Source organism: Sphingomonas sp. T1, from assembly GCF_902506585.1.
GTDB lineage: Bacteria > Pseudomonadota > Alphaproteobacteria > Sphingomonadales > Sphingomonadaceae > Sphingomonas > Sphingomonas aerolata.
Window position 1 is genome coordinate 543,079 of the sequence record NZ_LR733875.1, and the last position, 13,966, is coordinate 557,044.

At 58.5% G+C, this 13,966-nt stretch carries 12 protein-coding genes; 6 read left to right on the top strand and 6 right to left on the bottom strand.

What is annotated here, in order from left to right; all coding sequences use genetic code 11:
- Nucleotides 1–33: 33 nt before the first annotated feature.
- The 4 genes from GV027_RS21155 to GV027_RS02430 all read left to right on the top strand — a co-directional run bounded on the left by GV027_RS21155 (nt 34) and on the right by GV027_RS02430 (nt 4,209).
- Nucleotides 34–2,688: a hypothetical protein gene (locus tag GV027_RS21155; RefSeq protein WP_201302560.1), complete on the top strand. Its 2,655-nt coding sequence runs from the start codon at nt 34–36 to the stop codon at nt 2,686–2,688.
- A 31-nt stretch (nt 2,689–2,719) separates the two neighbouring features.
- Entirely contained in the window at nt 2,720–3,070 is a 351-nt protein-coding gene (locus tag GV027_RS02420; protein WP_159510862.1) for a hypothetical protein, read from the top strand.
- Entirely contained in the window at nt 3,042–3,194 is a 153-nt protein-coding gene (locus tag GV027_RS02425) for a hypothetical protein (RefSeq protein ID WP_156360493.1), read from the top strand. Before GV027_RS02420 ends, GV027_RS02425 begins: the two co-directional genes overlap by 29 nt.
- A gap of 289 nt (nt 3,195–3,483) precedes the next feature.
- A complete protein-coding gene (locus GV027_RS02430; protein ID WP_159512685.1) occupies nt 3,484–4,209 on the top strand; it encodes a glycosyltransferase family 32 protein in 726 nt (241 codons plus the stop codon).
- Nucleotides 4,210–4,526: 317 nt separating this feature from the next.
- On the opposite strand, the gene GV027_RS02435 is transcribed toward GV027_RS02430, so the two are convergent.
- From GV027_RS02435 to GV027_RS02460, 6 genes are all read right to left on the bottom strand, one after another.
- A complete protein-coding gene (locus GV027_RS02435) occupies nt 4,527–4,841 on the bottom strand; it encodes a hypothetical protein (RefSeq protein WP_159510863.1) in 315 nt (104 codons plus the stop codon).
- An 82-nt stretch (nt 4,842–4,923) separates the two neighbouring features.
- Complete coding sequence (locus GV027_RS02440) at nt 4,924–6,306, bottom strand: DUF1501 domain-containing protein (protein ID WP_159510864.1); 1,383 nt, start codon at nt 6,304–6,306, stop codon at nt 4,924–4,926.
- A 4-nt stretch (nt 6,307–6,310) separates the two neighbouring features.
- Nucleotides 6,311–8,599 carry a DUF1800 domain-containing protein gene (locus GV027_RS21160; protein ID WP_201302562.1) on the bottom strand — a complete coding sequence of 763 codons (2,289 nt, stop codon included), beginning with the start codon at nt 8,597–8,599 and terminating at the stop codon, nt 6,311–6,313.
- A 456-nt stretch (nt 8,600–9,055) separates the two neighbouring features.
- Nucleotides 9,056–9,685, bottom strand: a complete 630-nt coding sequence (locus GV027_RS02450; RefSeq protein ID WP_236559300.1) for a PEPxxWA-CTERM sorting domain-containing protein — start codon at nt 9,683–9,685, stop codon at nt 9,056–9,058.
- Nucleotides 9,686–10,149: 464 nt separating this feature from the next.
- The gene (locus GV027_RS02455) at nt 10,150–10,512 is read right to left on the bottom strand and encodes a hypothetical protein (RefSeq protein WP_159510866.1); all 363 of its coding nucleotides are present in this window, start codon (nt 10,510–10,512) and stop codon (nt 10,150–10,152) included.
- A 154-nt stretch (nt 10,513–10,666) separates the two neighbouring features.
- Nucleotides 10,667–10,813, bottom strand: a complete 147-nt coding sequence (locus tag GV027_RS02460; RefSeq protein WP_159510867.1) for a hypothetical protein — start codon at nt 10,811–10,813, stop codon at nt 10,667–10,669.
- A 501-nt stretch (nt 10,814–11,314) separates the two neighbouring features.
- Between GV027_RS02460 and GV027_RS02465 the strand changes: the two genes are divergently transcribed.
- Nucleotides 11,315–12,070: a Crp/Fnr family transcriptional regulator gene (locus tag GV027_RS02465; protein ID WP_236559011.1), complete on the top strand. Its 756-nt coding sequence runs from the start codon at nt 11,315–11,317 to the stop codon at nt 12,068–12,070.
- A complete protein-coding gene (locus GV027_RS02470; RefSeq protein WP_159510869.1) occupies nt 12,067–13,029 on the top strand; it encodes a GGDEF domain-containing protein in 963 nt (320 codons plus the stop codon). Before GV027_RS02465 ends, GV027_RS02470 begins: the two co-directional genes overlap by 4 nt.
- The last annotated feature ends 937 nt before the right edge of the window (nt 13,030–13,966 follow it).

The window sequence follows — 13,966 nt, forward strand, 5'->3', positions numbered from 1 at the left end:
GACGATGAGACGCAGAAGCTCTATTCCTTCCGGGTGACCTTTCCGGACGGCTCGGCGCGGTACTTCCGCGGCCGCGTGTTCGGTGCGCCGGAAACCGCCGACGGCGCGGACAGCATGCTCATGGCAACGCCAACGGTCGAGATCTGCTCGAAAGTCGTCAAGCTCGAGGCCGGCGTCACGCCAACCCCGTCGCCGACGCTTTCGAAGCCTTCGATCTCGCCGACCAGTGGCGCGGTCGGGACAACGTTCACGGCGACTGACGGCATTCCAGGGAACGCGACGATCACCGGCCGCCGCTGGCTGCTGGGCACGACCGCGATCGGCACCGGGACCACCGTCACGCCAAATGCCGCAGGGTCGCTGACCCGCGAGAACACCGCAGTCGGGACGAACGGCGAGACGATCACCTCGACGTCGGCCGCGGTGACGGTCTTGGCGGCCACGGCAACTCCCGCCCCATCGCTATCGCTATCGTCCGCGGTGGCGAAGGCCGAAGGCAACAGCGGAACCACCCTGTTCTCCTGGACCCTTACGCTCAACCGTGACGGAAGCACCGCTGCATATCCGTTCACCTGGTCCACGGCGGGAAGCGGCACCAACCCTGCCAATGCAGCGGACTTCGGTGGCGCATTCCCAACCGGCAGCGGCACGTTTGCCGCGGGGGAGACGAGCAAGACGATCAACGTGCTCGTCGCTGGCGACACTGCAGTCGAGCCTGACGATACCTTCACGTTGACGGTCACCGCATCTGGTCTGAATACGGTCACGTCGACTGGGACGATCAGCAATGACGACAGCGCCTCGGCGGCGACCGAGCGCGTCGCGACTTACGGCACGTCGGTTCCTGTGCTGACCGCGAACAAGAAGGGCGGAAATCTCCAGCGCTGCACTCGCAAGACGATCATCTTCGGCGCTGACGTGCCGTACATCACTGGCTCGTTCGACAATTACGCAACGCAGCCAGGTGGTGACACGCCGGTCGGCGCAGCACTGACCATCCTGCAGCACGCATACCTGAAGCCCGATGGCTCCGGCATGAAGATCGCGACCTTCGACAACGGCGCATCGACGACCAAGCTGCTCGGCACCGACGCGGCAACGGGGATCCGGATCTTTCACGACAGGGTGTACCCAGCCGATATTTACGGCGCTGGCGTGACCATGTTCCGCCGCGGCGATCGCATCACGCTGCAGACTGACGCCTTGGTGTCGAACGACCAGACGACCGCCGATATGACGTACAATTGTCATTGCGCGCCGATGGGTGACTATTCGATCGAGTTTCCCGCAACCGGTGTTCCCGTCGCGCCCGGTGTCGGCGCCATTACGGGACAGACCGGACAGGTGAACGCAAACGACGGTTATACCGTTTCTTGCGTCTACGGGCCTCATACCGGGGTAGCTCACCTGAACCTTGGCGACAGTATCTCGATGGATACCGGCGACACGCCGCTCAGCTCGATCCGTGGTGGTTACTCGCGCGCGGCAACCAATAGCTACCAGGGCAACCCTGTCCCGCTCGTGAATCTTGCCCGCCATGGCACGGTGATGAACGATATCTTCAACACTGATCTGTCGGCCAAGTCGACCGGCCTGTTGCGGATGGCCTATATGGCTGCCGGGACGTTCCAGCAGGCATCCGAGAACTGGGCCGCGAACGATCTCGGCACCAGCCCGGCGCAGTCCACCTATGACACCACTTCGGCCAACAAGCTGCGGCTGTGGCAGATCCTGCGCAATCGCGGCTGCGAGTGGATCACGTCGGTTGCCCCAACACCGCGCACGACGAGCGGTACGGTCAACACGCCGGTCAATGCCGGCTGGGCCCGTGGCGGCATTGCCGACCAGCTCAACCAGTTCCTTGAGGATCAGAAGACTGCGGGGACGATCAACCATATCGTGCGCTCGCTGAACCTGCGCCTGTCAACGGACCGAACGAACGACAACTATTTCGTCTATCGAACGCTGGACTACGCGCTGGACGGCACGCATTTTCAGCCAACCGGCTATGTCGCGGTCATCCCGGAGCATCGTTTCGCCGTCCTGCGCGGCAATGTAGCAAACGACGAGCCGACCTTCACAATCGGGCAGATCGTCCGCGATACGTTCACGACAGGTGTCGGCGCCAGCATCGCGGACCGTCCGACCGATACCGGACAGAGTTGGACGCGACAGGGCACCGGCGATCAGTGGGTGACGGCAGAGGGCCGCGCCTATGCCAAGCAGAACGGCTTCCTGTACATCACCAATTCGGCCATGAGTAAGGATCAATACGCCGAGCGCGATAGTGCCACGGTTACGGCCTCCACGGGCGCGCAGCATCTGTTCCTGCGACGTCAGGCGGATAGCACGGTGTCGGCTGGCTACAGCTTCTCGTTCTTCCCGAACACGCTTGCTGTGTCGATCTCGCGCGTGTCGATCGCCAACGTCTCGACAGCGATGGTTACGAATACGCTCTCTGCTGATCCAGGCACCGAATACACCATGCGAGCGGAAGCGCGCGGGCCATATCTCAACTTCTACATGGGGCCAATCGGCGGGCCGCTTACGCTCGTCGCGTCTACTTTCGACGCAAGCTATCCGTTGGGCGATGTTGCTATTCGCGACACAAGCAACGCGACCGCAACGACGGGGCGGCACATGGCCGAGTTCCGAGCGGGCAACCTCGCCGCGTTCACTGGTTCCTGATCCCAGCCCAACATGAAAGGAGGTGATGCCCATGACCGGGTACGCCGAGTTGCGCCAGTCCGGCCCCTGCCTGATCGCATGGCAGGGGCCGACTCCCGTCGCGCAGATCGCGTGGGATGCCGCTGAGAGCGGCTGGTACATCAATTTCTTATCTGTCGAGCAGCCCCAACTCCTCACGCCACTTCTGGCAAAGTTCCGGAAGTTATGGCGCAGCAGCGGCAAGCCGATCCTCTCGTTTCACGCATCCCCCGATAATCAAGTCATCGGGAGGCTTATAGGGATTCTCGGAGCTGAGTGCTTCGCGGGCCTCTATACCATTGTCGACTTGGACCATCAGAGTAGAAAGAAGCACCATGAGCAAGACCGAGAACGCACGCTATAAGAAGCTCTCCGCCAAGGGTAAGACCGAGTACGGTCGCGATCGCGCAAAGGATGCTGACGCCAATGGCGGCACGTTCAACGCCACGCTCGCGAAGCTCCACGCGGGCTATTACGACGCGATGTGAATAAGGCGCCCGGTTCGAAAGAGCCGGGCGTTTCGCATATATGCTTAGCGAGCTTCGGCCCTTGCACCGACATTCAAGAATGCCAACAATTGACTAGGGTTTGCTAGATCAACAGGTCCCGGCTGACAATTTTCAATCGATTGCGTCAACTAAGCTTACATCGGAAATGGACCTAAGCTCATTTAGCTGGCGCCCCATTTTGGGACAGACGCAATTACGTCAACTCTTCACTGCGACGCGCCCATCTACCTATGACAGAAATGTCATGAATGACGGGTGGGGCAGTTCAGTGATTCCAAAGATCCTACATCAGACGGCAAAGTCCAAGGCTCTGACGTGGGAGGAGCGCAAGCTCGTCGATCGAGCGAAGCGTGTCCTGCCTGGATGGCAGTTTCGGCTTTGGGATGACGACGAAAATTCTCAGCTTATGGCTGAACACTTTCCTCAGCATTTTGAAGCGTATGAGCAGATATCGCGAGGCGTGATGAAGGCCGACATCGCACGACTGCTTTATATGCATGCATTTGGCGGTGTATACATGGACACTGACTACAAGCTGTTCACCGGCTTCGATGACCAATTTCTAGCCGCAAGCTGCATATTTGGCGTCGAAAGGGGAGAGTTTGAAACGGTTGGACAGGAGCCTACAGCATCTGACGATGTGAAGCTCGGGAACGCCTTTTTCGCTGCACGGAGAGGTCACCCGTTCTTCTCCGCTATGATAAATGGAATATTTGAGAAAGCCCCCTTCGTTGATCTCTCTGACTGGGAGCTAATGACAACGAGCGGGCCACAGGGTCTATCCAAGTTCTTTCTGGCGAACCTCGGCACTTACAGAGATATTGAAATACGCAGCCAAAGCGTGTTTTTCCCTGATTCTCGGTTCACCGGTCTATCCAACCACATCAATGATGACACGATCGGCGCGCACTTGTGCTGGGGTTCATGGCGCAGCAAACGCCGCGTGGTGACAATGAAGAACCGCGCTCGCCGCATCGTGAGCGCCCTATTATAAAGCGCGCGAGCTTCTTTCTAGCGGGCCACTGGCCTAACGTTCAGACGTCACCCTGAACTCACCACGCCCTGCATTCATCACACAGCAATTCGCCTGAGGGCTTGTCACTTCCACAATTGCATTTGAGCGATCGTGTGGAGGCACGGCTTGCAGCCATGGATCGCGCCAAACGGCGCTCAGGCCAAAAATACACCTTTACGAGTAGGTGCCAGATAGACATCGCACTTTCCTAAAATAGACTGGACGTAAGACGTGATCAGACACAGCCTAGGTGCAGTGCCCACGGTAGCAAGTGCTAAGATTGCAACACGCTAAGGTTAAGGCTCGCCTGTAAGCAGGTCTGCGACTGCTTGGTCCAGGTTCGCCCAGTTGCGCTCATACCTACTGCAATCGCCGGTAGGGTGCAGGACGAAACTGTGCGCATCTGCGATGTCGTCCCATGGCCCGTTCATCGTGATGGGTACCGCCCGCCCGTGCTCCTCTACGCCCCAAAGGATGACAGGATCGCGCTCAAGCACCTCCAGGTCGCTCGCGTAGACGATGAAGGTGCCAGCTTGCGCTGGGTGCGTTGCGATAATGCCACCCCTGGTCATCTCAATATCGTCGGCATTCGAAGCATCGCGGCTGTTCATTTTGCATCGTGTCCTTTTCGGAAGGAATGGCCTTAGTGACCCTATTAGTCCAGCAGCGCGTCATGTCCGCGTAGGTAGCGCGTTAGAGGAAGCCGAGGTTCCATGACGAACGGTCCCATGCCGCCAGATTGGGCAGCACCGTAGTTAGTTCGCCGTCACTGGTCCCGAACCACCTTGCCAGCGTCGCGGCATATTGATCGACCGAGGTAGTCGGCAGCAGTCGGCCTCGACCAACATCGTCAGGCGTATTGCTGCCGACGATCGGTGGCTTGCCGATGATCTGGCGTCCCTTGACGGCCCCGCCCACGACCCAGTGCATACCGCCCCAGCCATGGTCTGATCCGTCGCGGTCGGCCGACAAGGTCCGTCCGAAATCGGACGCCGTGAAACTCGTGACGCGGTCAGCAATCCCCATCGTGACGGTTGTGTCGTAGAATGCCTTCATCGACTGCGCGACCGCGCCCAGCATGTTCGGCTGTTGTGTCACTAAGCCATTGTGCCGATCAAACCCGCCCATCGAGACGAAGAACACCTGTCGCTTCACCCCCAAGTCGGACGATACCGACATCATCCGGGCAACCAGCTTGAGCTGATCGGCAAGCGTATAGTCGGGGAACAGGCCGAAGTTCTCCTCCGGCGCATTGGCCAAGGCTGCGTTGACCTGGGCATAGGTGTCGAGCGACCGCTGCACGACCTTGGCATAATCGTCCGCCATCAACGTCTGGCCGCCACCGGTCATCAACTGGCGCAGCGTGTCGGCAGACGTTGCTGATCCAAACAGCGTCTTGCTGTTGCGGAGCAGCGGCACCGGTCCGCTGCCCGAAACGGAATAGGGAATTGCCTGCCGCCCGGCCAGATACACCGCATTGCCGCTCGCGTTGATGCAGGTCAGCGTCGCCGATCCATTGCCCGCCGCGACCAGATCGCCGATCCGCCCGCCCCAGCCAGTCGCGGCACCCTCGGGATGGGATGCCTGGAAGAAGCTCTGCTGGTCGTTGTGACTAAATAATTTGGGCGGCACGCGGACGGTTTTGGCCAGATATTGCGCCTTGGTCGTCGGCTCCATCAGCGTGCCGACATTGAGCAGCATCGCCATCTTCCCCTGATCGAACAGCGGAAGCAGCGGAGCCATCGCCGGCGCCAAGGCGTAATGGCGCCCGCCCGGAAGCGCCTGGTCGGGGCGCAACAGCATCGGCGCCAGTGCCTCGCGGGTCAAAGCGACGCTCGGCCGGGCCTTCAGATAGGCGGCGTAGCTGGAGTCATCATAGGGCGCGAGCGTATTGGCGTAATCATTGCCGCCATAGAGGAAGACGCAGACGAGTGCCTTATAGTCGCCGGCGGTCGCTGCGGCCGCCTCGCCGATCCAGCCGAGCGTGTCGACCAGCGGCGCGGCAACGCCGGCTAGGCCGAGCTGAGCGCTCCGCGTCAGGAAGGATCGGCGCGAATGATGCTGGTTCAGGTGCATAAGACTATCGCAGTACGAGGCCGTCGGGGGAGGCGAGCGTCAGCATGATCGCCACCCCGACACGGTTGATGGGGCCATCCGATTTGGACAGGCTGATGCTCGCCACCGCCGCGCGGATGGCGGCGACGGTGGCGGGAGGTAACTGACCCGCGGCCAGCAGCAGTACGACCTCGTCGACCAGCGCGTTCGCGTCCGTGGCCTTATCGAGGATCTCGGTATAATCGGCCTTCACGTCGCCGACGCCGCCCGAAACCGTGGTGTACATGAAGTTGATGAACGACAGCACCGTCTGCTCGTTCACCAACTGGAACTCTGGTGCGACGAGTCCGGCCCCACTGACCTGCGTTCCGGGTGCGGAATAGCCGGGGCGGAAAAAGCCGAAGACCGAGGGCGATCGCCCCGGCGACTGGCCCAGCTTGGTGATGGCGCTAAGATCGCCGACCTTCCACTTGCCGGCGGTCACCGCGTTGAACGCGCGTGCCCAGCCGGTAAATCTTTGCACCGGATCGCGCAGCCGCCCTGCGGAGGGGTTGGTCAACGCGGCCGGACCACGCACCTCGGAATGCAGCAGGATCGCGCGGACCGTGGCCGCCAGATCCCCCCGCTCGCCCCGACCATTGTCCACGAACGTGCGCGCGACGCTGGCGACATACGCAGGCGACGGATTGCTGCTTGTCAGCCGCTTGATGAGGTTTAGCGCGAGGAAGGGCGCGACATTGGGATGACGGAAGATGATGTCGAGCGCCGCAGGGATCGCCGTGGCGCCGGGACCGCTGACCGTCGCGCCCAGCACAGTCGAGGCCCCTCCCTCGTGGATCGACTCGTTGACGATCATCGGCAGCCGCAGCCGGTCCGGCGTGTTCTTGTCGGCGTTCGCATAGGTCAGCCCGGTCAGCACCCGCGCGAGCTGCGCCACGTCATCGCCACCGTAGGTTTCGATCGGCTCGCCGCCCGCGAGTTGCGGCGTGCCGTCCATATTCAGCTGATGCAGCCCCAGCGTGAACAACTGCATGAGTTCGCGGGCATAATTCTCGTCCGGCTCCGCCCCGCTGACGGGATCGCCCTTGCGGTTGTCGAGATAGGTGAGGAACGAGCCCATCGCGGTGCTGGTCGTGATCTGCCCGATCAGCGTCCGGTAATTGCCGAACGCATTGTCCATCAGCACGTCCATATAGGCGGCGACCTGCATCGTCGGCCAAGAGCCGGTTACGCCGTCCATCCCGACAACCAGGAAGTCGAGCAACGCCATACCGATGCGCTGGCGCAACTGGTCCTGCCCGCCGATCAGCTGGCGCCAGATTGTCTGGTCCCATCCATACCCCGTGCCCGAGATGTAGGAACGGTCGCCCTCGACCCGGACGCTGACCAGCCAGTCCCAGTGTGAGATCTCACGCGGCATCGCCATCTGTTCGTCGATCCAGCCCTCGAAACCGAGCGCCATCACCTTGTCGATGTCGGCACGGGTCGCGCCCATGGTCGCCTGCAGCAGGAAACGGCTCGCCTCCTCCTGGTTGACCGGCGCACGGACCACCTGGATCGGCTCGGTGGACGGATCGGAGGTTGCCGACTCACTGGGTGCTGGTGTCGGAGTTGGGGTCGGGCCGGGCGTCGGTGTCGGCGTCGAAACCGACGGGGTCGGCGTGGGAGCGGGTGCCGGCGTTGGAACGGGCGCGGGCGTCGGAACAGGCACCGGAACAGGCGCGGGCGTTGGAACGGGCGTCGGGATCGGCGTCGGCGCCGGCACCACAACGATTGACCCTGCCCCGGCAGCAGCGCCACTTCCGCTACCACCGCCTCCGCCGCATGCCGCCAGGAGCAGTCCCGCAGCTGGCGTTGCCAGTTTCGCGCAGACCGCCTCAGGCACGGCTTCCGTTATTCCGTCATCCGCTGTGAAATCAGCAAATCGGTCTTCCAGCACGCAACAGTCCTCGGCAATCGCAACGGAGATGCCTCGTCTCCGCGCCCCCCTCTTTTGCCAGTCGGTAGTTAACAGGCCGTTTTCAGACGCAATTTTCGAGCTGATGACTTTTTGACTATGCGGCCTTGGAGACGCGCGACTCGTCGTAGTGTCGTCGCAATCCGCCCTTTTATTAGTGCTAATGAGATATCGCATCGCATCATCGCCGGTGACGAAGGCATCACGTTCGTCGCCGTCGAGGAGGACCGAGAATGCGTTTTGTATCTTTGACAAGTCGAACAAGTTATAATCGCGGCCGGTTCGAAAGGGTCTGGCGTAGCCCCCATGCAGCAGCGCTTCGCCCCCGGGCAGGTAGCGCTCTTCGGTCAGGTTCATTGATCGGATCGTCGTCGACCCTGCCGCACCCCGATGCAGCTGCCCAGGCCGCGCCGTTTTCGGGCGCTTGCCGCACTCCCCGCACCGAACGTTGTCGGCACCTACGGAACGCAAACGCACGAAGAATTCTACGGTAGATCGCTCACCCTACCTCTTGAGGACACCGGATCGTCGTACGGACGTCAATACACTGCTAACAATTAGTATTAATGAAGTATTAACCTTTTAACGTCGGTTACGCCGAGATGGTCGGCGTTTTCTATCAGACTAGAAGGGACCGAACATGCGTTATTGGATCGTCGACAAGCCGATTAAGTGATCAGGGCGCCCGGTTCGAAAGAGCCGGGCGTTTCATCGGAGCTGCAGCCCCTCGTCCCCGGGCAGGTAAACGCTTTTTGGCAGGGTCGGTGATCACCTTGGTGCGGACCCTGCCTGCTTTATTGTAGCCTCGCGACGCTAGGCGATCGATGGCGCAAACAAGATGGAGCGCCGCCGCATTGCGTATCCGACCATCCCAAATCCAGCGACCATAAAAAGCCACGTTGCTGGTTCAGGTACCGGGCTCGTGGCACCCTCAACGCTTATAAGAGCGTCGCCCGAAACCACTCCCCCGAGGGGGAAGTAATCAGCGTAGAAAAAACTAGCTGTTTTTCCATTCAGTTCGTTAGCGGTCGGATAGCTTCCGAAAAATGAGCTTAGATTGAGGCTGACGGAGGTGCCACCCCCTTGGCTCGCGCCACCAGCAAGAAATTCAACCCCGCCATCAACCGAACGTCCAGTTTGACGCGGGATAAAGCGGTCTGAAAAGTCCACATCGCCGATAATAATATTGAACGTCTGCAGGTCTAAAGATGCAAAATCACCGTACTGTTCGACCGGCTTATCGGTATCGTACGAAAAGCTACCCGAGAAGGCCTGCCCTATCTTGAAAAAGTCGGACGACGGAAATGAGGGATCGTCATACGTGTTATTCTGGGCAGCTGATAGCTTCCCAGAGAAGCTTGCAACGATGACAGCAGCTTCGCTAGGCACCGATACGCCCGTCGCTAACGTCGCGCACAAAGCGCACACGAATGATTTCACCATCTTCACGCCGATTCTCCTCACCCTTTGGCTGCAAGCTAACCAAGGCTTTTCACGGAAACAAGAAGGTTAATGGAACATTATCGTAGCCCTCCTTGGCCAGGTTGGGCGGTTTAATTACTAAGTCTCCTGATGCACGTGCTGCGGATGTGCAGGTTCCAGATGCCCCCGTACCGGCCCTCCAAACGCTACAACGTCGTAAGCACTGATCAGGATCGAGACACATTCGCTCGAAGGGTAAAACTAAGACTAGTCGCGGGCAGTATTTCTGCCATCCTTTATGCATGATGATTCTGTACGGCGTACTCGCGATCGTTTGGGGCCTCCCAATCGCCATTATCCTGGCAACTTCCGTCGGCTATGGTGTCTCTTCACGCTTCGCCCGGTTTATGCGGATACACCTCGGGCTCTGACGCCACCGACCAGCGGCGGTCGCATTCATCGATGCGGCGACGCCCGTTCAATCATCAGGAAAAGCCTGGGGCTGGACCTTCGCCTGCCTGTACGGCCATCGCGATGATGTGTTTGATAACTGGCTCCGGAATAGCATTGGCCACGTCAAGCCCGAATTGATCGCGATAAGACCAGGCTACCCAGCCCGAGTACGTAGCGAGCCCCGGTATATCGATTGAAAGAAACCGTCCGACAGTGACCTCGTATTCTGAGCGAACCTTGAAGCCCAGGGTAGACACGTTTTGAATGATTGCCGAATGCTTATCTCCGAGAGACGTTATGAGTACGGCCGGATGACTCATGGCCGTTCGGTTTGAGCACCGCCGGTCAAGCGGATTGTTGCCGGCATTAGCCATCGAGCGGCGATAGGTGTTCATGTGGCTATCGTCCGTCAGGGTCGCTAAGATCTCGTTATGTCTGGATTTAACCCCGTCCCGTGACGCATTGCAAAGGCCCACCGCCCTTTGCAAGTTCTCGTTATGACACACTTGTCACAGCAGCGTTTTATGAACGATCGCTCCACGGGTCGGGTTAATGCATCCGCCCGTTCTTGATCGTGTCGACAGCGGCAGCAACACGCGCCCAATCGCCGATGTCGGCTTCGGGGCCCACGATGTGCAGCAAGGTATCGACCATCGGCTCTGATACAAATAGTCTGCGTGCCTCGACGATCGTCATCGCCTTAAGCCAAACTTCTCGAGTGCTCATCATAGCCCGAGCTTACGCCGCCTAATCTCGATCGTCAGCGCGTCCGCTATCGAATCGCCGTCATTCTTATCGGTTCGCTCGTATGCCTGTAGCGAACTACGGTCATCGCGGAACTTGATGACATCGGGATGCACTGACGGTGTAGTCATATCCTAGGACTATGCGCGGTTGCCCACGCCAGGCAAGGCATCACGCCCCGCGAGCCAAGACACGTTCTGCATAGCGTCCAGCACAGCAGCGGAGCGCCCAGTCGTCGTGACGATGTTAGGCAGCGTCTCCATGACAGGGCCTCAGAATGACGCTTCGAGGCCTGCGTCGCGGCCTGAAATTACCTATAGGATATGGTGTCGTTATGAGGCACATTTACTGCGTTCATAGACCGTTAGTACGTGCTAGGTACAACGAGACGCGAAATTAAGACGTCGAATTTAGGTGCGCGTCGTCTTGCGCGCATTCTGTTGGGACAGTTTTTTGCAGACCTTTAGTGGCCCACTTTCGCCGATGCTTGAGAAGTTTGCTTTAAACTCAGCCTTAGCGGACGATGATCGTGCGGCCATAGTTGCGCTCCCGTTTTCGTTATATTCATATAATCCCGGTAGACATATAATAAAGAATGACGCAACGTGTACGGAATTCCAAGTTATTGTCTCAGGTTTTGCTATTGCATATAAAGTTACGAGTGATGGATTCCGCCAGATTGTCGGTTTTCGACTGCCGGGCGATATAATCAACATTCAGCATATGCAATTTGCGTATAATGATTGCAGCGTGCAGGCGACAGCGCACTGTATGGTAGCCGCGGTAGACGAAACGTTAATCCGCAACTTGACCTGCGAGCGCCCGATCATTTCGAATGCGATAATGGCAAGCGCTCTGATCGAGGCCTCAATTTCTCGCGAGTGGATTGTGAATATCGGACGCCGTAATGCCCGAGCGCGGATAGCGCATCTGTTCTGCGAGCTTGCGAGTAGGCTCGATCCATGCCGGCTAGCAGAAGATCAGCCATTTAGGTTGCCTTTGACGCAGCAACAGATTGGCGATGCTGTCGGATTGACAGCAGTTCACGTCAACAGAACGATCAAGGGTCTGATAAAGGACGGCCTTCTCGAGCAAGACCGCCACCTAATTTCGTCTCCTGCCTGGGACCAGCTCAAAAGCGTAGCAGGCTTTAACCGTCGCTACCTCCAACTCGATCAGAAGGCCGCTGCACTCGGACATTCCCAATGACGGATCGAGCGACCGGCGCTGAACGGAAAATACCCGCTGACATGGGCGCGCGCACAGCTCGACGGAAAGCAGCTAGATTTGATAGTTTTCCATTAAAGGCTCGCCGCAGCGCTGAAACAACGCTGCTGGAAAGCGTAATGCGAAAGTCTGCACGCTTAAGCCCTATGTCCGCTCTCGCATGGATCGCGCCAATTTGGGCGGGTCTTTTTGTACTCGATGCTGTGACGGGCCCGCTCTACTCGTTGAACTCAGCTTACCTTGTTCCACTATGTTTAACGACTTGGTGCTTCGGACGGATCGCTGGCCTCATAGCCGGCACCTCGGCAATCGTCACAACGCTTCATTTAAATGGCTTCGCCGATCAACTGTCAGCTAGGGCAACCTCTATTACTGCCGCAGCGGCTGTTTGGAATGCCTCGATGCTTGTCCTCGGAGTGATCTTTATAATCCTCCTCGTGAGTGCCTTCCGTCGAGCGTTCGACCACGAGAGCAGGAACGCGTTGATGGACCCACTCACGGGGCTGGGCAACCGAAGGTCCTTTCAACGTGAGGGCAAGCGACAGGAGTCTTCAGCTGCTCGAGATCGCAGGATCCTATTGTGTGGCGTGATAGACTTGGATGGATTTAAGGCGGTAAACGACCAGTATGGACATGCCGCAGGCGATGAGGTGCTGCGTATCGTCGCCCATGCACTCAGCGCGTCCGTTCGGCCTTACGATATCACTGCACGCCTTGGAGGTGATGAATTTGCGTTTTGCTTAACAGTTCGAGACGAGGCCGCGGGTGAGCGAAAGTCGAGCAGAATCCATCAGGCGTTGATAGCTGCGCTGGAAACCTCACAGTGGCGTGCAACGTGTAGCTTGGGCGCTGCCACAGGAAGCGACTTTGAGCAGGCCATCCGAATTGCCGATAAGATCATGTACGAAGCAAAGTCGATCAAAAAGTCTACAGTGTCCTAGTGACAGTCAACACGAATATGATGAATTAATAATAAGCGTCTTCGTCAGAGCGAAATAGAAAGCGGGCCTTTACACAAGTCTACTTCAGAGGCGCGACACCTGTTGCGGGTGACCCGTTCTAGTATCTCGCAACGCACACCTTCTCACCATATACAACCAGTGCAGCAGATGAAGCGCGAGCCTCAAACGATCAGTTCATACGATGAACTTTTCAAGTGTGATCACAATCAGTCAGGCTTAAGTCGCAGCCCAGCTTCCTTCATCGCCACCTGCCCTAGGGCCACAGCGCTCGCGTCTACGAGCGAATCCGCGAGTTTGATGGCCGCTGCGGGGGAAAGGGTCAGCTTGATCCCTGCTCCTTCAAGCCGAACGCAGCTTTTCCAGGGCGTCGCGGTAAAGCACTCAGTATCCAGTACGACGACCATCCATCTCCTATCGTCAAGCCGTAGGTGCCTGAATGGTCTAACGTATCATATTATAGATTGATTATGCGATTTATCTTAAGGGCATAGCGACGTTGTCTGGATCTCAGCAGCATCCGATGCACAGGCCTAGTGATCCAAGCCTCCGAGCCACGCTCAGTGAGACCGCTAACGGTCGCGTAGACACACCAGCGGTCCGCTCCGCCCTGCGCTGTCTCTGGCATCACTGCCCCGAGCGCTGGTCCGTCGTGATGTTTGGGAGGGCGCGCAACAGGATAACGAAATTGGTCGGAGGCAGAGTGTGACGGCCTCATTCAACGGCATTGTGCGGCAGCTGCGTCGATCGGGCGCATATACCGAAGTCAGCAACGCGCGGGCAGCATCGGCAGCAAAAATTTGCAGTTAATCGACTTTAACCGCATGAAGTTGCAATTACTAAACAGTTCTAATGCATAAATCCCCTTGTCGAAAGACGAGCACTTTTAACTTTGGGGGTTCAAATGCGCTACTGGCCA

Bases quoted from the DNA above. Each gene is read 5' to 3' on its own strand.
- GV027_RS02435 (WP_159510863.1), bottom strand. From the start codon at position 4,841: ATGAACAGCCGCGATGCTTCGAATGCCGACGATATTGAGATGACCAGG.
- GV027_RS02420 (WP_159510862.1), top strand. From the start codon at position 2,720: ATGACCGGGTACGCCGAGTTGCGCCAGTCCGGCCCCTGCCTGATCGCA.
- GV027_RS21160 (WP_201302562.1), bottom strand. From the start codon at position 8,599: ATGAACCTGACCGAAGAGCGCTACCTGCCCGGGGGCGAAGCGCTGCTG.
- GV027_RS02470 (WP_159510869.1), top strand. From the start codon at position 12,067: ATGACGGATCGAGCGACCGGCGCTGAACGGAAAATACCCGCTGACATG.
- GV027_RS02440 (WP_159510864.1), bottom strand. From the start codon at position 6,306: ATGCACCTGAACCAGCATCATTCGCGCCGATCCTTCCTGACGCGGAGC.
- GV027_RS02425 (WP_156360493.1), top strand. From the start codon at position 3,042: ATGAGCAAGACCGAGAACGCACGCTATAAGAAGCTCTCCGCCAAGGGT.
- GV027_RS02460 (WP_159510867.1), bottom strand. From the start codon at position 10,813: ATGACGATCGTCGAGGCACGCAGACTATTTGTATCAGAGCCGATGGTC.
- GV027_RS02455 (WP_159510866.1), bottom strand. From the start codon at position 10,512: ATGAACACCTATCGCCGCTCGATGGCTAATGCCGGCAACAATCCGCTT.
- GV027_RS02450 (WP_236559300.1), bottom strand. From the start codon at position 9,685: ATGGTGAAATCATTCGTGTGCGCTTTGTGCGCGACGTTAGCGACGGGC.